The sequence below is a fragment of the Streptomyces sp. NPDC001594 genome (assembly GCF_042893675.1).
Classification (GTDB): Bacteria; Actinomycetota; Actinomycetes; order Streptomycetales; family Streptomycetaceae; genus Streptomyces.
Genome location: NZ_JBIAVB010000002.1, coordinates 567,173 through 587,065, shown reverse-complemented (window position 1 = coordinate 587,065; position 19,893 = coordinate 567,173). Strand labels below are relative to the sequence as shown.

17 protein-coding genes and 1 rRNA gene are annotated in these 19,893 nt (G+C 73.2%); 6 read left to right on the top strand and 12 right to left on the bottom strand.

What is annotated here, in order from left to right:
- A 16S ribosomal RNA gene (locus ACFY0O_RS06295) occupies window positions 1-88 on the bottom strand; the annotation flags it as partial.
- Window positions 89-990: 902 nt separating this feature from the next.
- Between ACFY0O_RS06295 and trpS the strand changes: the two genes are divergently transcribed.
- Window positions 991-1,989: a tryptophan--tRNA ligase gene (gene trpS, locus ACFY0O_RS06290; protein ID WP_388943412.1), complete on the top strand. Its 999-nt coding sequence runs from the start codon at window positions 991-993 to the stop codon at window positions 1,987-1,989.
- A gap of 42 nt (window positions 1,990-2,031) precedes the next feature.
- Here trpS and proC read toward each other — a convergent pair whose 3' ends face one another.
- The 5 genes from proC to ACFY0O_RS06265 all read right to left on the bottom strand — a co-directional run bounded on the left by proC (window position 2,032) and on the right by ACFY0O_RS06265 (window position 5,450).
- The gene (gene proC, locus ACFY0O_RS06285; RefSeq protein ID WP_388943409.1) at window positions 2,032-2,841 is read right to left on the bottom strand and encodes a pyrroline-5-carboxylate reductase; all 810 of its coding nucleotides are present in this window, start codon (window positions 2,839-2,841) and stop codon (window positions 2,032-2,034) included.
- Window positions 2,842-2,936: 95 nt separating this feature from the next.
- A complete protein-coding gene (locus ACFY0O_RS06280; protein ID WP_388943406.1) occupies window positions 2,937-3,674 on the bottom strand; it encodes an ABC transporter permease in 738 nt (245 codons plus the stop codon).
- Window positions 3,671-4,489, bottom strand: a complete 819-nt coding sequence (locus tag ACFY0O_RS06275; protein WP_388943404.1) for an ABC transporter ATP-binding protein — start codon at window positions 4,487-4,489, stop codon at window positions 3,671-3,673. The genes ACFY0O_RS06280 and ACFY0O_RS06275 overlap by 4 nt, the downstream gene beginning before the upstream one ends.
- Window positions 4,490-4,537: 48 nt before the next feature.
- A complete protein-coding gene (locus tag ACFY0O_RS06270) occupies window positions 4,538-5,065 on the bottom strand; it encodes a hypothetical protein (RefSeq protein WP_388943401.1) in 528 nt (175 codons plus the stop codon).
- 79 nt (window positions 5,066-5,144) lie between these two features.
- The gene (locus ACFY0O_RS06265; RefSeq protein ID WP_358896804.1) at window positions 5,145-5,450 is read right to left on the bottom strand and encodes a peptidase; all 306 of its coding nucleotides are present in this window, start codon (window positions 5,448-5,450) and stop codon (window positions 5,145-5,147) included.
- A gap of 106 nt (window positions 5,451-5,556) precedes the next feature.
- On the opposite strand from ACFY0O_RS06265, the gene ACFY0O_RS06260 reads away from it, so the two are divergent.
- On the top strand, window positions 5,557-7,707 hold the full coding sequence (locus tag ACFY0O_RS06260) for a protein kinase (RefSeq protein ID WP_388943399.1): 2,151 nt from the start codon (window positions 5,557-5,559) through the stop codon (window positions 7,705-7,707).
- A 155-nt stretch (window positions 7,708-7,862) separates the two neighbouring features.
- Here ACFY0O_RS06260 and ilvD read toward each other — a convergent pair whose 3' ends face one another.
- The 3 genes from ilvD to ACFY0O_RS06245 all read right to left on the bottom strand — a co-directional run bounded on the left by ilvD (window position 7,863) and on the right by ACFY0O_RS06245 (window position 11,294).
- Window positions 7,863-9,713: a dihydroxy-acid dehydratase gene (gene ilvD / locus ACFY0O_RS06255; protein ID WP_358896808.1), complete on the bottom strand. Its 1,851-nt coding sequence runs from the start codon at window positions 9,711-9,713 to the stop codon at window positions 7,863-7,865.
- A gap of 151 nt (window positions 9,714-9,864) precedes the next feature.
- The gene (locus ACFY0O_RS06250) at window positions 9,865-10,488 is read right to left on the bottom strand and encodes a TetR family transcriptional regulator (protein ID WP_388943396.1); all 624 of its coding nucleotides are present in this window, start codon (window positions 10,486-10,488) and stop codon (window positions 9,865-9,867) included.
- The gene (locus ACFY0O_RS06245; RefSeq protein WP_388943393.1) at window positions 10,485-11,294 is read right to left on the bottom strand and encodes a sugar phosphate isomerase/epimerase family protein; all 810 of its coding nucleotides are present in this window, start codon (window positions 11,292-11,294) and stop codon (window positions 10,485-10,487) included. The genes ACFY0O_RS06250 and ACFY0O_RS06245 overlap by 4 nt, the downstream gene beginning before the upstream one ends.
- Window positions 11,295-11,506: 212 nt before the next feature.
- Between ACFY0O_RS06245 and ACFY0O_RS06240 the strand changes: the two genes are divergently transcribed.
- Both ACFY0O_RS06240 and ACFY0O_RS06235 read left to right on the top strand, forming a co-directional pair.
- The gene (locus ACFY0O_RS06240; RefSeq protein WP_388943391.1) at window positions 11,507-12,043 is read left to right on the top strand and encodes a DUF6879 family protein; all 537 of its coding nucleotides are present in this window, start codon (window positions 11,507-11,509) and stop codon (window positions 12,041-12,043) included.
- A 26-nt stretch (window positions 12,044-12,069) separates the two neighbouring features.
- Window positions 12,070-12,573: a DUF6879 family protein gene (locus tag ACFY0O_RS06235; RefSeq protein WP_388943388.1), complete on the top strand. Its 504-nt coding sequence runs from the start codon at window positions 12,070-12,072 to the stop codon at window positions 12,571-12,573.
- 12 nt (window positions 12,574-12,585) lie between these two features.
- Here the strand turns inward: ACFY0O_RS06235 and ACFY0O_RS06230 are convergent, their stop codons facing one another.
- Window positions 12,586-13,929 carry a hypothetical protein gene (locus ACFY0O_RS06230; protein WP_388943385.1) on the bottom strand — a complete coding sequence of 448 codons (1,344 nt, stop codon included), beginning with the start codon at window positions 13,927-13,929 and terminating at the stop codon, window positions 12,586-12,588.
- Between the two features lie 155 nt (window positions 13,930-14,084).
- On the opposite strand from ACFY0O_RS06230, the gene ACFY0O_RS06225 reads away from it, so the two are divergent.
- Window positions 14,085-14,243, top strand: a complete 159-nt coding sequence (locus ACFY0O_RS06225; protein ID WP_388943485.1) for a hypothetical protein — start codon at window positions 14,085-14,087, stop codon at window positions 14,241-14,243.
- A 1,597-nt stretch (window positions 14,244-15,840) separates the two neighbouring features.
- On the opposite strand, the gene ACFY0O_RS06220 is transcribed toward ACFY0O_RS06225, so the two are convergent.
- Window positions 15,841-16,767 carry a Ppx/GppA phosphatase family protein gene (locus ACFY0O_RS06220; protein WP_358896823.1) on the bottom strand — a complete coding sequence of 309 codons (927 nt, stop codon included), beginning with the start codon at window positions 16,765-16,767 and terminating at the stop codon, window positions 15,841-15,843.
- A gap of 62 nt (window positions 16,768-16,829) precedes the next feature.
- On the opposite strand from ACFY0O_RS06220, the gene ACFY0O_RS06215 reads away from it, so the two are divergent.
- Window positions 16,830-17,630, top strand: coding sequence for a hypothetical protein (locus tag ACFY0O_RS06215; protein WP_388943382.1), 801 nt, complete (start codon window positions 16,830-16,832; stop codon window positions 17,628-17,630).
- A 70-nt stretch (window positions 17,631-17,700) separates the two neighbouring features.
- On the opposite strand, the gene ACFY0O_RS06210 is transcribed toward ACFY0O_RS06215, so the two are convergent.
- The gene (locus tag ACFY0O_RS06210) at window positions 17,701-19,491 is read right to left on the bottom strand and encodes a hypothetical protein (RefSeq protein ID WP_388943380.1); all 1,791 of its coding nucleotides are present in this window, start codon (window positions 19,489-19,491) and stop codon (window positions 17,701-17,703) included.
- Window positions 19,492-19,893: the final 402 nt, after the last annotated feature.

Sequence of the window (19,893 nt, the reverse complement as noted above, 5' to 3'; positions counted from 1 at the left end):
TCCACCCCGAAGGGCTTCATCGTTCGACTTGCATGTGTTAAGCACGCCGCCAGCGTTCGTCCTGAGCCAGGATCAAACTCTCCATGAATGTTTACCGGTAATCCGGTGCACACGCACGAAAGAGCGGGCCAGTCACGGTCGGAATAAGACCGACTGGCCACAACGTCCTCGCTGTGTTTGGTTGCCTGCCAGTGCCCGAAGGCCCGACAGGTCTTTTTCAAAGGAACCTCATCCACCGAAGTGGACGGGGTATCAACTTCTGGCGTTGATTTTTGGCACGCTGTTGAGTTCTCAAGGAACGGACGCTTCCTTTGTACTCACCCTCGCGGGCTTTCCTCCGGGCTTTCGTTCTTGCGATTCAGACTCTATCAGAGTCTTTCTCGCTCGCTTTCCAGTTCCTTCGCTTTCGCGCTTTCCCTTTCCGGCGGTTCCGACTCTATCAGATCCTTTCGGGCCTGACTCCCAGTCAGCGGGATTCACCTTTGGGGCTGTTGGGCCCTTCCGGCGAGTGAGACAGTAGCGGATTCCCTACCCCCGAAGCCAATCGGCGGCTGCGTCCTGGAACGCGGATTCCTCATTCGCAAATACGCATGAAAACGAGACGACAGAGTGCGTCGTTCGTTCGAATGTGTAGTGCGGGATGGCTGTCCGGGGACCGACCGGAGTCGGCGCTCACGTCGGACAACTCGAAGAACCTTACGGACCTGGAACAGGCGTGTCAACCCCGGGCCGGAGCCCCTCGTGTCGGTCCGTCGAAACTCACGTCGTCCACATGCCCCACGGGCTACCCTGCCTCCCATGACCACGCATGCACCCAAGCTCAGCCTTCGCTGGTGGCCCGCCTGACGGCGGCCGACCACCACACGAGCACGCATGCGCTCACGGCCGCCGCTCCGGCGGCCGTTTCTGTTTCTCCCCTCCCGGGAGTGGCGGCCCGCCCGGCGCGGCGGTCCCGACACCACACCGCAGGACACGAGGGAGAGACAGGACATGACGAGGATCTTCAGCGGGATCACCCCGTCCGGGCACCTGACGCTGGGCAACTACCTGGGGGCCCTGCGGCAGTGGGTCGCGGCCGAGCACTCGCCGGCGGACGCGCTGTTCTGCGTCGTCGACCTGCACGCCCTGACCGTGGAGCACGATCCGGCGCGGTTGCGCCGGCTCAGCCGGCAGAACGCCACGCTGTTCCTCGCCGCCGGGCTGGACCCGCGGCGGTGCACCCTCTTCCTCCAGAGCCATGTCTCCGAGCACACCCGGCTGTCCTACCTGCTGGAGTGCACCGCCACCGACGGGGAGCTGCGGCGGATGATCCAGTACCGGGAGAAGACCGCGAAGGCGGAGGCGGCCGGTCAGGGCGTACGGCTGTCCCTGCTGACGTATCCCGTGCTGATGGCGGCCGACATCCTGGCCTACGCGGCGGACGAGGTGCCGGTGGGCGAGGACCAGCGGCAGCACGTCGAGCTGACCCGGGACCTGGCGGTGCGGTTCAACCAGCGGTACGGGCACACCTTCACCGTGCCCAGGGCGACGCTCCCGACGGTGGGGGCGCGGGTCATGGACCTGCAGGACCCGACGTCGAAGATGGGGAAGTCCAGCGCGAACACGGCCGGGATCGTCTATCTGCTGGACGAGCCGGCCGTGATCACCAGGAAGGTGATGCGGGCCGTGACGGACAGCGGCGAGGACGGCGTGGTCTACGACCGGGCCGCGCGGCCGGGGGTGGCGAACCTGCTGGACGTCCTCGCCGCCTGTACCGGCGGTGAGCCGGAGAAGCTGGCCGGGGAGTACGACCGGTACGGGCCGCTGAAGCGGGACGTCGCCGAGGCCGTGGTGGAGCTGCTGCGGCCGCTGCGGGAGCGGCACGCCGGGCTGGCGGCCGATCCGGGTGAGGTGGAGCGGGTGCTGCGGGAGGGCGCCGAGCGGGCGCGGGGCATCGCGCGGCCGGTGGTGGACCGGGCGTACGAGGCCATCGGGCTGTTGGCACCGTGAAGGGAGGGGGAGGGGCCCGCCTCGGAGTCCCTCCCCCCTTTCTCAGCTGTTGCCGGAGGCGAGTTCGCGGCTGCGGTCGCGGGCCGCTTCGAGGGCGGCGATGAGGGCCGCCCGTACGCCGTGCTTCTCCAGTTCGACGATGGCGTTGATCGTCGTACCGGCCGGGGAGGTGACGGCCTCGCGGAGCTTGACCGGGTGTTCGCCGCTGTCGCGGAGCATGACGGCGGCGCCGATGGCGGCCTGGACGATGAGGTCGTGGGCCTGGGCGCGGGGCAGGCCGAGCAGGATGCCCGCGTCGGTCATGGCCTCGACGAGGAAGTAGAAGTAGGCGGGGCCGGAGCCGGAGAGGGCGGTGGCCGCGTCCTGCTGGGACTCGGGGACGCGCAGGGTCTTGCCGACGCCGCCGAAGATCTCCTCGGCGTGGGCGAGGTGTTCGGCGGTGGCGTGGCTGCCGGCCGAGATGACGGACATGGCCTCGTCCACGAGGGCGGGGGTGTTCGTCATGACGCGCACGACGGGGGTGCCGGGGGCCAGCCGCTCCTCGAAGAAGGCGGTGGGGATGCCGGCGGCGCCGCTGATGACGAGGCGGTCGGCGGGGACGTGCGGGGCGAGTTCCTCAAGGAGCTTGCCCATGTCCTGCGGCTTGACGGTGAGGATGAGGGTGTCGGCGCGCTTGGCGGCTTCGGCGTTGGTGACGGCCTCGACGCCGTAGCGGGTGTGGAGCTCGGCGGCGCGCTCCGGGCGGCGGGCGGTGACGAGCAGCTTGGCGGCCGGCCGGCCGCCGCGGATCATCCCGCTGAGCAGGGCCTCGCCGATCTTGCCGGTACCGAGGACCGCGACTGTCTGGGTCATGCCCTATTCACCTCGCCGAACGAACGAACCTTCAGGACTCACGCCCTCATCCTCGCACCCGTCCGCGTGCGGGGGCGGGGGTGTCCGCCCCGTGGTCAGGGCGTGCGGCGGCGGAGGGTGGCGGCGCCGAGGGCGAGGACGAGCAGGGCGCAGGCGGCCACGACGACGGTGTCGCGGACGAAGTCGGCGGTCATGTCGGTGTGGGTGAGGACCTGGGTCATGCCGTCGACGGCGTAGGACATGGGCAGGACGTCGGAGAGGGCTTCGAGGGCGGGCTGCATGGTGGGGCGGGGGGCGAAGAGCCCGCACAGCAGCAGCTGCGGGAAGATCACGGCCGGCATGAACTGGACGGCCTGGAACTCGGATGCGGCGAAGGCGGAGACGAACAGTCCGAGGGCGGTGCCGAGGAGGGCGTCGAGTAGGGCGACGAGGAGCAGCAGCCAGGCGGAGCCGGTGATGTCGAGGCCGAGGACCCAGAGGGCGAGGCCGGTGGCGAGGAGGGACTGGACGACGGCGACGGCGCCGAAGGCGAGGGCGTAGCCGGCGATGAGGTCGCCCTTGCCGAGCGGCATGGCGAGGAGGCGTTCGAGGGTGCCGGAGGTGCGTTCGCGGAGGGTGGCGATGGAGGTCACGAGGAACATCGTGATGAGGGGGAAGATGCCGAGGAGGGACGCGCCGATGCTGTCGAAGGTGCGCGGGCTGCCGTCGAAGACGTAGCGGAGCAGGGTCAGCATCAGGACGGGGACCAGCAGCATCAGGGCGATGGACCGCGGGTCGTGGCGCAGCTGGCGCAGGACGCGGGCGGCGGTGGCGAGGGTGCGGGCGCCGTTCATCGCCGGGCCTCCGTTCCGGGGGTGTCGGTGTGCTCGTTCGCCTCGTCGTTCGCCTCGTCGACGAGGCGGAGGAAGCCTTCCTCGACGGTGGCGGTGTGGGTGCGGGTGCGGAGGGCTTCGGGGGTGTCCTGGGCGAGGATGCGGCCTTCGCGCATGAGGAGCAGGTCGTGGCAGCGCTCGGCCTCGTCCATGACGTGGGAGGAGACGAGGATCGTGACGCCGCGGGTGGCGGTGAGCTCGTGGAAGAGGTTCCACAGGTCGCGGCGCAGGACGGGGTCGAGGCCGACGGTGGGTTCGTCGAGGACGAGGAGTTCGGGGCGGCCGAGGAGGGCGACGGCGAGGGAGACGCGGCTGCGCTGGCCGCCGGAGAGGTTGCCGGCGAGGGCGGTGGTGCGGCTGGTGAGGTCGACGTCGGCGATGGCCCGTTCGACGGCGGCGCGGCGGCGGTCGGCGGCGGCGCGTCCGGGGTCGAGGACGGCGGCGAAGTAGTCGAGGTTCTGGCGGACGGTGAGGTCGTCGTAGACGGAGGGGGCCTGGGTGACGTAGCCGACGCGGGAGCGGAGTTCGGGGTGGCCGGCGGGGCGGCCGAGGACGTCGAGGGTGCCGGTGACGTGGGCCTGGGTGCCGACGACGGTCCGCATGAGGGTGGACTTGCCGCAGCCGGAGGGGCCGAGGAGGCCGGTGATGCGGCCGCGGGGGACGTCGAAGGCGAGGGCGTCGAGGACGGTGCGCGGGGTGCGGCCGGTGCCGCGGCGGACGGTGAGGGCGCGGGCGTGGACGGCGGGGGGCGGACCCTCCGGCGGGTTATTCATCATGTGATGAATAATGCTCCTGGGGGTGCCCGGCGTCAATCAAGCGGGCGGTTACTTCTTGCGCTTGGGGCGGCGGCGGGCGGCCGGGTTGCCCGTACGGGTGCTGCGGCGGCGGTCGTACTCGGCGGCGGCGCGCTCGTACTCGGTGCGGTGGAGCTTCTCGCCGGGGGCCTCGGTGAGGCTGCGCAGGAAGTAGGCGAGGAGGGAGCCGATGAAACCGATCGCCTTCAGCCCCTTGAGGGCGGCCTCGTCGGAGGACGGGGCGGGGCGGCGGCCGAAGGACTCCCAGGTCTTGGCGAAGGCGATGGCGGTGGCGATCGCGAAGAGCACGAGCACGGAGATGCTGAGGAAGGGGCCGACGTTGCCGATCTCCAGGCCCTCGTAGGCGAGGCGCAGGAGGTAGGCGCCGACGGCGGCGGCGACGAGCGAGCCGGCGGCGAGGGCGGCGCGGCGCAGGGCGTAGCCGCCGGTGTGGTCCACCCAGCTGGTGCCGAAGAACCGGATCGGCTCGGGCTGCGGGCCGGCCGGCGGCTCGGCCGACTCGGCCGGGGTGCTCAGGTCTCGCTGCTCTTCGCTCACGTCCGCGATTATCCCACCGGCGGGGCTGCCCGCCGGTGGTGTCTCACCTGGCAGAACGGGTGACCGTCCGGCTACGGCGTCAGCCGCAGCGGCCGGCGACGTAGCCGTCGGCGCCGGTGTGGACGTAGGCGTCGGAGACGAACTGGCCGTTGCCGATGCAGTCCCACAGGTCGGTCGTGCCGTACGGGCCCGAGACCGTCGTGCCGGGGCACTGGCAGCGGATCGTGACGCTCGCGCCCAGCGGCAGGACGCGGGAGACCGAGTAGTTGGTGCCCGGGCCGGTCCGGACGTTCACCTGGTAGCCCGGTGCCACCTGGTAGCTCTGGAAGCCCGCGTCGGCGGCCGCGAGGCTCTCGATCTGGCTGGAATCGTTCTCTACGGACATAAGGAATCTCCCCCCATGGGTGCTGCTCCGCGCAACGCGCGCAGGCTGGCAAGCCCTTGGATGTTCCCACGGGCCATCGACTAGGCTCCGTCGGGGGTGGTGAGCGGTGCAGTCGCGGCGCGCGGACTACGCCGGGTTTCCGGAATACGCCGGGCAGTACCGGCTCGAATCCGTGCTCGGCTCCGGCGGCATGGGCGTGGTCCACCTGGCCACCTCCAGCTCCGGGCTGAAACTCGCCGTCAAGGTCGTGCACGCCCAGCACGCGGTGGACCCCGAGTTCCGGGCGCGGTTCCGGCAGGAGGTCGCGGCCGCGCGGAGGGTGAGCGGTGCGTTCACCGCCCCCGTCGTGGACGCCGACCCCGACGCCGAGCGGCCCTGGATGGCCACCCTGTTCATCGACGCCCCCACGCTGTCCGAGCGGGTACGGGAGCGCGTGCTCGACCCCGCGGAGCTGACGCGGCTCGCGGCCGGGCTGGCGGAGGCGCTGCGGGACATCCACCGGGCCGGGGTGGTGCACCGGGACCTGAAGCCGAGCAACGTGCTGATGGCGCCGGACGGGGTGCGCGTCATCGACTTCGGCATCTCGCGCCCGGCCGACAGCGACCTGCGGACCGAGACCGGCAAACTGATCGGGACGCCGCCGTACATGGCGCCCGAGCAGTTCCAGCGGCCGCGCGAGGTCGGGCCGGCGGCGGACGTGTTCGCGCTGGGTGCGGTGCTGGTGCACGCCGCGACGGGGCGGGGGCCGTTCGACTCCGACAGCCACTACCTCGTGGCGTACCAGGTCGTGCACAGCGAGCCCGACCTGACCGGGCTGCCGGGCCGGCTCGTACCGATCGTGGCGCGGTGCCTGGCGAAGGACCCGGACGCGCGGCCGACCGCCGAGGCGCTGATCGCGGAGGTCCGTGCGGCCACCAGCCCTACGGCGACCGAGGACACCCAGGCCTTCATACCGCAGCCCCGCCTGCCCGCGGCCGACGAGGTCCTCACGCACCAGCGGCGCGCCGGGCTCGCCCCGGCCGCGGGACCGGCGCCGGGCACGGCACCCGCGCCCAAGGCCCGTCGGCGGCGCCGCGCGGCGCTCGCGGCCGTCGCCGGGCTGGTCCTGGCCGCCACGGCCGCGGGCGGCTCCCTGTACCTCGACGCGGACGACGACCCGGGCCGCCCGCAGGCCGTGCAGGCGGCGGAGAAGGAGCCGCCCTTCGCCCCCTGGGCCGCCCAGGTGGGCGACCGGGGTGCGGGCAACCGGGCCGCCGCCTGTTCCTGGCTGGGCGGTGGGCTGTACTGCTCGGCGCAGGGCGTGGCCGTGGCCCGGCTGGACCCCGCGAAGGGCTCCCCGCTGTGGTCCCTGCGGTCGGCGGCCGCCGCCGACCGGACGGCCGCGGACGGCGCCCCCCGGTCCGGCGGCGGGCTGCTCCTCTCGATCCCTTCCGGCAGCCGGCTGCTCCAGGCGCTCGATCCCGGTACCGGTACGGAACGCTGGAAGCGCGCCCTGCCCGACGCCACCCAGACGGTGGTCGTCGGCGACCGGGTGCTGCTGGCCGGGCCGACCGGCGAGGTGACCGTCCTCGACGCGGCCACCGGCGCCGGGCGCTGGACGAAGAAGATCGGCGGCGTGGGCTCCGTCTGGTGGACCGGTCCGGACGAGACCGGTCGGCCCGCGCTGTACGTGGCCTCGCGCGACGCCGAGGGCCGGTCGACGCAGCTGGTCTCCGTCGCCCCGGACAGCGGGGCCGAGCGCTGGCAGCTGCGCACGTCGGGCCTGCTGCGCCCGGCGGGAGCGGCGGGCGGCGGCGCGTACCTGCTGGACGACGACGCGACGGGCAGGACCCGGGCCGTCGTACGGGTGGACCTGACGACCCGCGCCCTGCGCAGGACCGCTCTGGCCACACCGCTGTTCGACGCCGAGGCGGCCGTCGGCAGCGACGGCACCGCCTACGCGTTCGGGACGGGCGGCCGGCTCGTCGCCGTCGGCCCGGACGAGGAGCGGTGGCAGCTGGAGACGGGCATGGCCTCGGCCTCCCGGCCGGTGTTCGCGGACGGGCGGGTCTACCTGAGCGCACCGGACGGCCGCCTGCTGGCCGTCGACGCCGCCGCCGGAAGGCTGCTCGGCCAGACCAAGCCCCGCATGGCCGCCGCCCAGGGCACCTTCAGCGCCACCCTCCCCGCCCCGGTCGTCGCCGACGGCCGGGTCTACGCCTCCGCCCCCGACGGGACGGTGTTCGCCCTGGACGCGCGCAGCCCCGCCGGGTGGTGAGGAGCGGGGCCGCCGGCCGGAGGCCGGCGCAGCGCTCCGACGCCCGGGAGGCGCCCCCGCGCCGAGCGGTGCGAGGGGCGCGTCGAGAAGGGGACACGCGAAACCCCGGCCCGGGGCGGTGGGTTCACCGTCCCGGGCCGGGGTTTCCCTCGTGACTAGCCCAGCTTCGAGACGTCGCGGACCGCGCCCTTGTCGGCGCTGGTGGCCATCGCCGCGTATGCGCGCAGCGCCGCCGAGACCGTGCGGACACGGGTCTTCGGGGCGTAGACGCCGCCGAGCGCCGCGTGGCGGGCGGCCAGCGTGGCCTCGTCCACCAGGAGCTCGATCGACCGGTTCGGGATGTCGATGCGGATCCGGTCGCCGTCCTCGACGACCGCGATGTCGCCGCCCGAGGCCGCCTCCGGGGAGGCGTGGCCGATGGACAGGCCCGAGGTGCCGCCGGAGAAGCGGCCGTCCGTCACCAGCGCGCAGACCTTGCCGAGGCCGCGGCCCTTGAGGAAGGAGGTCGGGTAGAGCATCTCCTGCATGCCGGGGCCGCCGCGCGGGCCCTCGTAGCGGATGACGACGACGTCACCGGGCTGGATCTGCTTCGTGAGGATCTTCTCCACGGCCTCGTCCTGCGACTCGCAGACGACCGCGGGGCCCTCGAAGGTCCAGATCGACTCGTCGACGCCGGCCGTCTTCACCACGCAGCCGTCGGCGGCGATGTTGCCGCGCAGGACGGCGAGGCCGCCGTCCTTGGAGTACGCGTGCTGCACGGAGCGGATGCAGCCGCCCTCGGCGTCGAGGTCGAGGGTCTCCCAGCGCTCGGACTGGGAGAAGGCGGTGGCGGAGCGCTTGCAGCCGGGGGCCGCGTGCCACAGCTCCATGGCCTCCTCGGACGCCGTGCCGGAACGGGCGTCCCATTTCGCGAGCCAGTCCTCCAGGCCCTGCGAGTGGACGGTGGTGACGTCCTTGTTGAGGAGCCCGCCGCGGTGCAGCTCGCCGAGGATGGCGGGGATGCCGCCGGCGCGGTGCACGTCCTCCATGTAGTACGTGCCGCCGGGGGCGACGTTCGGGGCGACCTTGGCCAGGCAGGGGACGCGGCGCGAGACGGCGTCGATGTCCTTGAGGTCGTAGTCCAGGCCCGCCTCCTGCGCGGCGGCCAGCAGGTGCAGGATCGTGTTGGTCGAGCCGCCCATGGCGATGTCCAGGGCCATGGCGTTCTCGAAGGCCTCGCGGGAGGCGATGTTGCGCGGCAGGACGGACTCGTCGCCGTCCTCGTAGTAGCGCTTGGTGATCTCCACGACCGTACGGCCGGCGTCCTCGTACAGGGCGCGGCGGGCGGTGTGCGTGGCGAGGACGGAGCCGTTGCCGGGGAGGGCCAGGCCGATGGCCTCGGCGAGGCAGTTCATCGAGTTGGCGGTGAACATGCCGGAACAGGACCCGCAGGTCGGGCAGGCGTTCTCCTCGATGCGCAGGATGTCCGCGTCCGAGACGTTCTCGTTGGAGGCGTCGACCATGGCGTCGATCAGGTCGAGCTTGCGGACGGTGCCGTCGACGAGCGTGGCCTGGCCGGCCTCCATCGGGCCGCCGGAGACGAAGACGACCGGGATGTTGAGGCGCATCGCGGCCATCAGCATGCCCGGGGTGATCTTGTCGCAGTTGGAGATGCAGATCAGCGCGTCCGCGCAGTGCGCCTCGACCATGTACTCGACGCTGTCCGCGATCAGGTCGCGGGACGGCAGGGAGTACAGCATGCCCGCGTGGCCCATGGCGATGCCGTCGTCGACGGCGATCGTGTTGAACTCGCGCGGGATGGCGCCGGCTGCGCGGATCGCGTCGGAGACGATGCGGCCGACCGGGGCCAGGTGGGTGTGGCCGGGGACGAACTCGGTGAAGGAGTTGGCGACCGCGATGATCGGCTTGCCGATGTCCTCGCTCGCTACGCCCGACGCGCGCATCAGCGCACGAGCGCCTGCCATGTTGCGGCCGTGGGTGACGGTGCGGGACCTCAGCTCGGGCATGCGGTTCACTCCCCATGAGCGCGGCCGTCCCTACGGCCGGCCGCGACTGCGAATATGGCTCGGTTACGAGGCTACGCCCACCGCCCGCGATCCGGACGCCCGGTCCGGATGCCGGGACGGCGGGGTCGCTCCTCGGTCACGCCCGCCGCGCTCAGGCCTCGGTGAGGTAGCGCTGGAGGGTCGGGGCCACCAGCGCCACGATCTCCTCCGGGTCCGCGGACGCCAGGGGCTCGATCTGCACCACGTACCGCACGAACGCGATGCCGATCAGGTGCGAGGCCGCCAGCTCGGCGCGGAAGGTCGGCTCCGGGACGTCGAGGTCGGCGGCGACCCGCTCCAGGACCCGCCGCAGGATCAGGGTCCGCAGCACCTTCGCGGCCGCCTCGTGGGTGAGCGCGGAGCGGATCACCGCGAGCAGCGGGGCGCGCGTGGCCGGGTTCTCCCACACCCCCAGGAAATAGCGGGCCAGCCGCTCCCCGATGCCGTCCGGGCCCTCACCGACGACGGCCGGGACCACCAGGGCGGGCTCCATGGTGACCTCGATGGCGGCGGCGAAGAGGTCGTCCTTGCTGCCGAAGTAGTGGTGCACCAGCGCCGGGTCCACCCCGGCCACCTTCGCGACGCCGCGGACGGAGGTCTTGTCGTACCCGCGCTCCGCGAACACCTCGCGGGCGGCGAGCCGGATCCGCTCCTGCGTGCCCGGCCCCTCCTCCGCCTCGTCCTGCCGCGGCCGCCCGGGACCGCGGCGCCGCCGTACGGGCTCGGCGCCGCTCATCGGGACCCGGCCGCCAGGTGCCGGCGGGTGAAGGCCAGCGCCTCGGCGAGATCGGCCTCACGCTCGGCGGAGGACATGGCGCGCCGCGTGTTGACCTCGATGACGACGTGCCCGTCGAAGCTGCTGCGGGCCAGGCCGGCCAGCAGCTCGGCGCAGGGCTGCGTACCGCGCCCGGGGACGAGGTGCTCGTCCTTGGCGGAGCCGTTGCCGTCGGCGAGGTGGATGTGGGCGAGGCGGTCGCCCATCCGGTCGATCATGGCGGAGGCGTCGGTGCGGGCGGTGGCGGTGTGCGAGAGGTCGACGGTGTAGTGCCGGTAGTCGTCCTTGGTCACGTCCCACTCGGGCGCGTAGGCGAGCATCTCCCTGTCCCGGTAGCGCCACGGGTACATGTTCTCGACGGCGAACCGTACGTCCGTCTCGTCGGCCATCCGCCAGATCCCGCTCACGAAGTCCCGCGCGTACTGCCGCTGCCACCGGAACGGCGGGTGCACGACGACGGTGGACGCCCCCAGCTTCTCGGCGGCGGTCTGGGCGCGCTGCAGCTTGGTCCAGGGGTCGGTGGACCACACCCGCTGGGTGATCAGCAGACAGGGCGCGTGCACGGCGAGGATCGGCACCTGGTGGTGGTCCGACAGCCGGCGCAGGGCCTCGATGTCCTGGCTGACCGGGTCCGTCCAGACCATGACCTCGACGCCGTCGTAGCCGAGGCGGGCGGCGATCTCGAAGGCGGTCGCCGTGGACTCCGGGTAGACGGAGGCGGTGGACAGGGCGACTTTCGGGGCGCTGCTGCTCGGATTACGGACCACGGAGCCAGATTACGGGCCGACCACCCACGCCCCGGCACACAAACCCACTCTCGTCATACTTTTCACATCGACGCCGACGTTCCCCGCCCCGGGGGCGCGGGAACCGGCCACACAGGGCGGAATCGAGCACTCTGCGACGATCCGCCCCCTCCCCGCGACCGCGCGCACCATCCTGGAGCCCCCTGACCAGCCGCCGGGACGGAGCGACGACGATGGCCCCCCTGATCCCCTTCGATGCCGTGGTGCACCACTTCGAGGAGTTCGAGCACACCGCCTGGCGGCTGGAGACCCAGCGGTCGTACGCCGTGGACCGCGCGGGCGAGCGGTGGAAGCGCTGGCAGGAAGGCTCGGCGTTCGGCTACGAACCCGACGTCCCCTGGCACGCACTCGTCCGCAAGGCCACCGAGGGCGGCAAGCGCTTCGAGCGCGTCCGCCTCGTCGACACCCCCGCCACCGACGGCCAGCGCTACCTGCTGGCGACGGGGGCGGGGAACGTCGAGGCGGGCGAGGACATCCGCAACCTCACCCGCGCCGACGCCGTACGACACGGCCTGCCGGACTTCGACTTCTGGCTCTTCGACTCCCGCACGGTGATGCGGTTCGAGTTCGGCCCGGAGGGCCACACCCTCGGCGTACGGCTGATCGAAACCCCCGAGGCCGTCCTGTCCGCCTGCCAGACCCGCGACCTGGCCTGGCACTTCGCGATCCCGACGGCCGAGTTGAGCGCCTCACTGCCCTCCGCCCGGTAAGCCGTCGCCCCGAAGGACCGCCGCCTGTGCCCCGATTCATCACCCTCGCCGACTTCGACGGCATGTTCTCCGGCCTCGCCCATTCGGCATGGCGCCTGGAGAGCCGTCGCCGCTACGCCTCCGACGAGGCCACCAACACCTACCGGCAGTTCGCCGCAGGCCTGCCCGTGGCATGGGACCTCACCGACCCGTGGTGCACCGAGCGGCGCGAGCAGGTGGCCCTGGGCAGGAGGTTCGAACGCGTCCGGATCCTCGACGACCCGGCGACGGAAGGACAGCGCTACCTGCTGGACAACGCCCGCCGCAACCGCGCCGCCGGCGAGGACGTCCGCACCCTGACACGTGCGCAGGCGGACAAGCTGCGGCTCCCCGACGAGGACTTCTGGATCTTCGACGCGCGGGTGGTGACCCGCCTGCACTTCGACGCCGACGACGACCTCACCCGCGTCGAACTCATCACCGACCCGGGCACCGTACTGCGCTACTGCCAGGCCCGCGAAGCGGCCTGGCAGTACGCGAGGACCACATAGCCCACCCGTACGTCACCCCTTGAGCGCGCCCACTGCCCGGGCGCGTTCTCCCAGGTCACGGACCGCGCGGATGGTGCCGTACGGGCGCAGGCGGAGGTTCATCACCTCGAAGTGCTCGTCGCCGCGCGACGACGAGAGCACCTCGTACTCGTCCAGGAACCTCCCCCACGACTCGCACGCCGCCTCCACGTGCCCGATCGACAACTGCCGCTGCGCCAGCAGCCCGTACGCGTGCAGGCGGCCCTGCCGCTCCTGCGCCGGCTGGACCCGGATCGACTCCCGCAGCGTGCGGACCGACCCGGCCACGTCCTTGGTCTCGTTCAGGACGTGCGCGACGTGGAAGAGGTATGCCGTCCGGTCGTACCCGCCCACCGACTCCCGCCGGTCGTCGGCCTGCGCCAGCGCCTCCTCCGCCTCCCGCAGCCGGGCGAAGGCCTGCCGCTTGTCCCCCACCATCGCCGCCCCGTGCGCCTGCTGCCCGCGCAGGAACGCCACCAGGCGCGGCCCGGCGACCGGGGCGGCCTCGGCCGCCGAGTCCGCGAGTTCCAGGGCCCGGCGGCCGTAGCCGAGGTTGGAGGCCTGGAGCGACATCCCGCGCAGGGTGCGGCAGTACGTGACGTGGTCCTCCGCTTCCCCGGCGAGCTTGAGCGCGGACACGTAGTAGTCCTGCCCGAGCCGGTGCTGGCGCTCGTACATGGCCATCCACCCGGTGAGGTAGACGAGGTCGGAGGCGGCCGCGAGCAGGCTCCTCTTCACGGGGGCCGCCGCCTCGGCCTTGAGCCAGGGCCCGGCCGTGTTCACCAGGAAGGCCGCCGCCATCGGCCGGGCGTGCCCGGCGCCCAGTTCGTCGAGGATGTCGGCGATCCGGTCCGTCATCGCCGCCACGGAGTCCACCTGCGCCTGCCCGACCCGGGTCGTCGCCTTCCCGGGCCTGATCGGCTCGGGGCTGTCGGCCCGCGCCAGGGTCGGGAAGAGGGGGATGGCGACGGCGGCGGAGAAGACACCCGCCGCGATCACCCGCCGCCGCGAGGGGTCCATGTCCGCCCGCCCGAGGTCGACCAGTTCCCGGACGGTGTCCCCGTCGTCCGCCGCGCCCGGCGGCGTGAGACCGGCCTCGGCGTAGCTGACCGGCCGGGCGAGCTTGCGCTCGAACGCCTCGATGATCAGAGCCCTGACCTGCGGGCGGGGCTGGTGTCCCGCCACCCACTGGGAGACGGCCGGCTGCCCGTACGTGAGGGCCAGCCCGGCCTCCGCACCGACGCGGTTCACGATCGAGGCGAACTGGCTTCTCGACCATCCGGCCTGCTCCAGCAGGCCGTTCAGACCGGTGTTGGGCGTACGTGAGCGTCGAGCCATGACAACTCCCCACACGTGCATGACTTGCATGCTTCTCCGACTCCCCCACGGTACTCGCGGAGGGGGTGCGCGCGGTTACCTCTTCACATCACGCAGTGACGGGACGGCAGTTGGCCGTGCCGTCCGCTGGACGAAAGCAGGGGAGCGACCGACCCATGACCAGCCGCACCACCGAAGGCCCTTCCCGGGGCGTACTCGGCATCGACACCTCGGACGGCCCCCAGCCGAGCCGTGACCTCCTCGAACGCGCACGGCGCGGCTGGGAGCGTTTCGTGGCCTCCCTGGACGAGGGGGCAGCGTCCGACGAGCGCTGAGCGGTACGAGTACGTAGAGCACTGGGTGGAACTGGCCTACATCCGGGGAGCCTCGGGCCGCGAGTTCACCACGGCGGCGGCCAACGTCGTACCGGCCTGACCCGGGGGCCGGGAGGCCGGGCGGGGTCGGGGGATGACCGGCTTCCGGCGGGGCGGTCTCAGGGAGGGGTTGGGGCTTTCCCGCCAGTCTCATCGTCCTTCCGGTTCGGGCCGGCCTGTCAAGGGCGCTCCTTCGTCGCGTCGCTTCGCGATGGCCTTCGGCCACCCTTGACAGCCCGTCCCGCCCCGGAAAAACGAAGACTGCCGGGAAACCCCCAAAGGAACGGGACGGTGGATTGATGGACATGCGGCGGACTCAGCGACCAGGCGGGATGGTCGGGGGTCGGCAGACATCCCATCCAGGCCGACACGGATGCCTTTCGGGACCGCCCTTCGCGCCAGATCGCTACGCGCTTCTCTGGTCTCAGCGTCCGCGCCCCGTCTGGGGCCGCTGCTGTCGCCAAAGGACGACGCAGTCGTCATCGGGGGCCGGTGGGCGCGACAAATCGCTACGCGCTCCTCTCGGCTCAGCGCCTACCAGCCGTCTGGGGCTGATCCCTGCACCAAAGGCCGACGGAATCGTCATCCGAAGCCGCCAGGCGCATCAGATCGCTACGCGCTGCCCAGATTTCGGCGTCTGCCGCCGGTTTTGGGCTGCTACCTGCACCGAATGACGAACAGGCGGCATCCGGGGCCGGTGGGCGCGGCAGATCGCTACGCACTCCTCGAATCTCGGCGTCGAACCGCCGTCTGGGGCTGGTGACGGCACCAAAGACCAATCCGCAGAGCATCCCGGCCCAAGACGGCCGCCGGACGCCGAGGAAAGGGGAGCGCGTAGCGATTTGTCGCGTCTGAGGGTGGCTGATGGTCTTTCTGTCGGCATCTGGCTACAGCAGCGGCCCCAGGCGGCTGGTAGGCGCTGAGACGGGAGGAGCGCGTAGCGATCTGGGGCGCCCACCGGCCCCGGATGACGAATCCGTCGTCCTTTGGCGACAGCAGCAAGGCCAGACGGGGCGCAGACGCTGAGACGGGAGGAGCGCGTAGCGATCTGGTGCGGAGGGCGGCCCCGCATGGCACGCATGTCGGCCCGGATGGAATGTCTGCCGACCCCCGACGACCCCGAAGATCGCTGATCCGGCCGTATGTCCATCTCTGGACCGGACCGTTCCTCTGGGGGCTTCCCGACAGTCCTTGGTCTTTTCGGGCCGGGACGGCCTGTCAAGGGTGGAGCGCAGCGACATCGCGAAGCGACGCGACCGAAGGGAGCGCCCTTGACAGGTCGGCCCGGACCGGAAGGACAGTGGGACTGACGGGAAGCCCCCAGCACATCCCTGAGACCGGGCGGCAAAGGCCCCGCCCTCCCCCGCCCCCCTCAGCCGTCCGCCACCGCCCGGCGGGATCCGGCACCCCACCACCGCCCCGCACCCCGGGAGGCGGGTGGGCAGCCACCGGCCCGCCCCCGGCCCCTCAAGGGGGAGATGGCGGGCCCGCACCGCGAGGGCTCGTACCGACGCACCCCCACCGCGAGGCCGCGTAGAACAGCCGGCGCCCCGCGCCCCTACGGCAGGTGGTCCAGGCGGCGGAGGATGACGCCCTCGCGGAGGGCCCAGGGGCAGATTTCCAGGGTGTCCACGCCGAAGAGGTCCATCGCCGCCTCCGCGACCAGGGCGCCCGCCAGGAGCTGGGCGGCGCGGCCCTCCGAGACGCCCGGGAGGGTGGAACGTTCCGCCGTCGTCATCGCCGCCAGACGCGGGACCCACTCCTCCAGGGACTTGCGCGTCAGGTCGCGCTGGACGTACAGGCCGTCGGCCTCGCGGGCCGCGCCGGCGATGCGGGCCAGCTGCTTGAAGGTCTTCGAGGTGGCCACCACGTGGTCCGGCACCCCGACGCGGTTGAACTCCCCGACCGTGCGGGCGATCTGCGCCCGCACGTGCCGCCGCAGCGCCTTCACGTCCGCCGGGTCCGGCGGGTCGCCGGGGAGCCAGGCGGAGGTGAGGCGGCCGGCCCCCAGGGGCAGGGAGACGGCGGCGTCGGGGTCCTCGTCGATGCCGAACGCGATCTCCAGCGAGCCCCCGCCGATGTCGAGGACCAGCAGCTTCCCGGCCGACCAGCCGAACCACCGCCGGACGGCGAGGAAGGTCAGCCGGGCCTCGTCCTCACCGCTCAGCACCGGCAGCTCGACCCCGGTCTCGGCCTTGACGCGGGCCAGGACCTCGTCGGCGTTGGGGGCCTCGCGCACCGCGCTGGTCGCGAACGGAAGCACGTCCTCGCAGCCCTTGTCCTCGGCCGCCTGCACGGCCTCGGCGATGACGGAGACCAGGCGCTCGACGCCCTCCGGGGTGATCGCCCCGTGCTCGTCGAGCAGCTCCGCGAGGCGCAGCTGCTCCTTGTGGGAGTGCGCGGGCAGGGGGCGCGCGCCGGGGTGCGCGTCCACCACCAGCAGGTGGACCGTGTTCGAACCCACATCCAGGACACCGAGTCTCATACGGGAAACGCTACTGGGCCGGACGCGGGGCGGTGGAGTAAGGGGCGCTTAGGCTGGTGTTTGTGCCAAATACGAAGAAGGCCAGCAAGAACCAGTCGAAGAAGAACAAGGACAGAGTGGCGGACGAGAAGGGGCTCGACTTCCCCCGGGCCTGGGTGGAGTTCCCCGATCCCGCCGACGAGGAGCAGGTCTTCCGCTGCGACCTGACGTGGCTGACCTCCCGCTGGACGTGCATTTTCGGCAGCGGCTGCCAGGGCATCCAGGCCGGCCGGGCCTCGGACGGCTGCTGCACGCTGGGCGCACACTTCTCCGACGAGGACGACGAGAAGCGGGTCGCCGAGCAGGTGGCGCGGCTGACGCCGGAGCTGTGGCAGTTCCACGACGTCGGCAGCGAGAGCGGCTGGACGCAGCTCGACGACGACGGGGAGAAGCAGACCCGCCGCTGGGACGGGGCGTGCATCTTCCTCAACCGGCCCGGTTTCCCGGCCGGGGCGGGCTGCTCGCTGCACATCCTGGCGCTGCGGAACGGGCAGGAGCCGCTGGAGACCAAGCCGGACGTGTGCTGGCAGCTGCCGATCCGGCGTACGTACGACTGGATCGACCGGCCGGACGACACGCGGGTGCTCCAGGTGTCGATCGGGGAGTACGACCGGCGCGGCTGGGGGCCGGGCGGCCACGACCTGCACTGGTGGTGCACGTCGGCGACGTCCGCGCACGGGGCCGGCGAGCCGGTGTACGTGTCGTACCGGGCGGAGCTGACGGAGCTGATGGGCGCGGAGGCGTACGCGGAGCTGGTGAAGCTGTGCGAGGCGCGGCTGGCGTCGCTGCTGCCGATGGCCCCGCACCCCGCCGATCCGGCGTAGCTCCGCTCGTCCCGGCCCGCACCCCCTCGCCGCCCTAGGGCCTGCCCGACCCTGATCCGCCGGACAGGCCCTAGGGCGCGGGGGATGCCGGGTCGGGGGAAACCGTTCCTCCTGGGCCCGCCGACGGTCCCGGGTCCGTGGGCTGGGTCGGCGTCGGGGTGGGCGTGGGGGTCGGGGTCGGGTCCGTCGGCGGGGTCGGCGTGGGGGTCGGTGTGGGCGTGGGGGTCGGCGTCGGGGTGGGGTCCGGGGCCGGCGGGGTCGGTTCGGGGGCGGGGCGGCCGCGGCCCGAGACGGAGACGACGGCCCCGCCCGGGTCGACGCCGACGCGGGCGCTCCAGGCTCCGACGGGCTGGGCCTCGGTGTCGACGGTGATCCGCAGGGTGACCGATTCTCCGGGGGCGAGGATGCCCGCCGTCTGGCTCGCGCGCAGCCAGGGCGCGTCCGACCAGAGCCGCCAGGCGACGGGGCTGCCGCCGGAGGCGTAGAGGGTGAGCAGGGTGGTGCCGCCGCGGGTGGCCGCGGAGACGGTGAGCCGGCCGGGGGCGCCGGGGCCGGTGGCGTCGGGGGCGGCGGGGGCGCCGCTGCTGATGACCTCGACGGAGACGTCGGGAGCGGCGCTGCCGGTGGCGAAGCCGGGTTCGCCGGTGGTGCGGGCGGTGTTGCCGGTGTTCTCGTAGGCGGTGAGCGGGCGGCCCTCGGCGAGCGGGGGCAGGATCTTCGAGTCGCCGGCGGAGATACGGGTGCCGTCGCCGACGGGTTCGCCGATGGTGGGGGCGCCCCGGTAGGCGGCCCACAGGGCGATGACGGGGGCGGCGACGACGGTGGCGACGACGGTGGTCGTCACGGCCCGGGCCCGGAACCGGTCGCGGCGGGCGGCGCGGTCCTTGGGGTCCATGGGAAAGCCGGTGCGGTCGAAGCGCGGGCCGGGGCGCCCGCCGCGGCGCCGGCCGGAACGCAGCATGGCCGCGCGGACGGCCCCGCGCGGGGCGGCGACGAGGGGGAGCGCGGCGTGCAGGCCGCCGGAGCCGGGCCAGGGGGCGGCGGCGCCGACGCGTTCGGCGGCGCGGCGGCAGCGCGGGCAGTCGTCGACGTGCCGGACGAGCTCGGCGCGCAGGGTGCTGGACAGCAGGACGTCGCGGTCGCCGTCCTCGCCGGTGAGGCGGGAGACGGCGGGGCAGTTCCCGGTCTCGACGACGGCGAGGGCGGCGCGGGTGCGTTCGACCTCGCAGGCGGCGGCGGACAGCAGCTCGCGGGCGGCGGCCGGGGCGGTGCCGAGGACGGCGGCGAGTTCGGTGACGCCGAGGCGGTGGCGGACGGCGAGTTCGAGGGCCTCGCGCTGTTCGGGGGTGGTGCCGGCGGCCTCGGGCCAGGCGAGGCGGGCGAGCTCGGTGCGGCGGTAGGCGTCCACGTCGAGGACCTCGCGGGAGACGTGCGGGCGGCGCGTCTGGGGCGCATGGTCGGCTTCCGTGTGCTCCGGCGTGCGCCGGGCGGAATGCGCCCCCTGGCGGGCGCGCCGCTGCTCGGCCAGCCGGCGCAGGCAGGCCCAGCGGGCGAGGGCGTACAGCCAGGCCCGCCGGTCGCCCTCGTCGGGACATCGGCCGGGGTGCCGGTCGGCGACGGCGAGGACGTCGCCGAGCACGTCGGTGGCGGCGTCGTGGTCGCACAGGACCGACAGGCAGTAGGTGAACAGGCCGTCGAGGTAGGGCTCGTAGGGGGAGGCCGGCGTCTCGTCGGGAGCGTCGGCCCGGGCCGCGTCCGCCCGCGGCTCCCCCGACTCCCCCGGCGGCGGGGGCCAGAGCGCCCCCGGGTCCGTACGGCCCGCGGGGGGCTGGGGCCGGGTCGGGCCGGTCGCGGAGGGCATGCGGACGGTCGCGGTCTCCTCGCGCGCCCCTGCGCCCCCGGGGGCCGCGGCGGTCCAGGGCTCCCCGGCCGCACCCGGCGTCCCGGGCGTCGCGGACGCACCCCGCGTCCCCGGTGTCCAGGGTGTCCCAGGCGTCGCGGACACACCCGGCGTCCCGGACACACCCGGGGTCACCGGCGTCCCGAGGGTCCCGGGCGTCGCGGACGCACCCGGTGTCCCGGACGCACCCGGCGCCGCGTACGCACCCGAGGTCACCGGCGTCCCGGGCGTCCCGGGCGTCGCGGACGCACCGGGTGTCCCGGAGGCACCCGGCGTCGCGGACACACCCGGCGTCCCGGGTGCACCCGGCGTCACCGCCGTGTCCTCCGGCGTCCCTGCGCGGGGCGTGCGCCTGTGCGCCCG

Excerpts from the sequence above, each read along its gene's own strand:
- trpS (WP_388943412.1), top strand. The coding sequence starts at position 991 with ATGACGAGGATCTTCAGCGGGATCACCCCGTCCGGGCACCTGACGCTG.
- proC (WP_388943409.1), bottom strand. The coding sequence starts at position 2,841 with ATGACCCAGACAGTCGCGGTCCTCGGTACCGGCAAGATCGGCGAGGCC.
- ACFY0O_RS06280 (WP_388943406.1), bottom strand. The coding sequence starts at position 3,674 with ATGAACGGCGCCCGCACCCTCGCCACCGCCGCCCGCGTCCTGCGCCAG.
- ACFY0O_RS06275 (WP_388943404.1), bottom strand. The coding sequence starts at position 4,489 with ATGATGAATAACCCGCCGGAGGGTCCGCCCCCCGCCGTCCACGCCCGC.
- ACFY0O_RS06265 (WP_358896804.1), bottom strand. The coding sequence starts at position 5,450 with ATGTCCGTAGAGAACGATTCCAGCCAGATCGAGAGCCTCGCGGCCGCC.
- ilvD (WP_358896808.1), bottom strand. The coding sequence starts at position 9,713 with ATGCCCGAGCTGAGGTCCCGCACCGTCACCCACGGCCGCAACATGGCA.
- ACFY0O_RS06250 (WP_388943396.1), bottom strand. The coding sequence starts at position 10,488 with ATGAGCGGCGCCGAGCCCGTACGGCGGCGCCGCGGTCCCGGGCGGCCG.
- ACFY0O_RS06240 (WP_388943391.1), top strand. The coding sequence starts at position 11,507 with ATGGCCCCCCTGATCCCCTTCGATGCCGTGGTGCACCACTTCGAGGAG.
- ACFY0O_RS06230 (WP_388943385.1), bottom strand. The coding sequence starts at position 13,929 with ATGGCTCGACGCTCACGTACGCCCAACACCGGTCTGAACGGCCTGCTG.
- ACFY0O_RS06225 (WP_388943485.1), top strand. The coding sequence starts at position 14,085 with ATGACCAGCCGCACCACCGAAGGCCCTTCCCGGGGCGTACTCGGCATC.
- ACFY0O_RS06220 (WP_358896823.1), bottom strand. The coding sequence starts at position 16,767 with ATGAGACTCGGTGTCCTGGATGTGGGTTCGAACACGGTCCACCTGCTG.
- ACFY0O_RS06210 (WP_388943380.1), bottom strand. The coding sequence starts at position 19,491 with ATGCCCTCCGCGACCGGCCCGACCCGGCCCCAGCCCCCCGCGGGCCGT.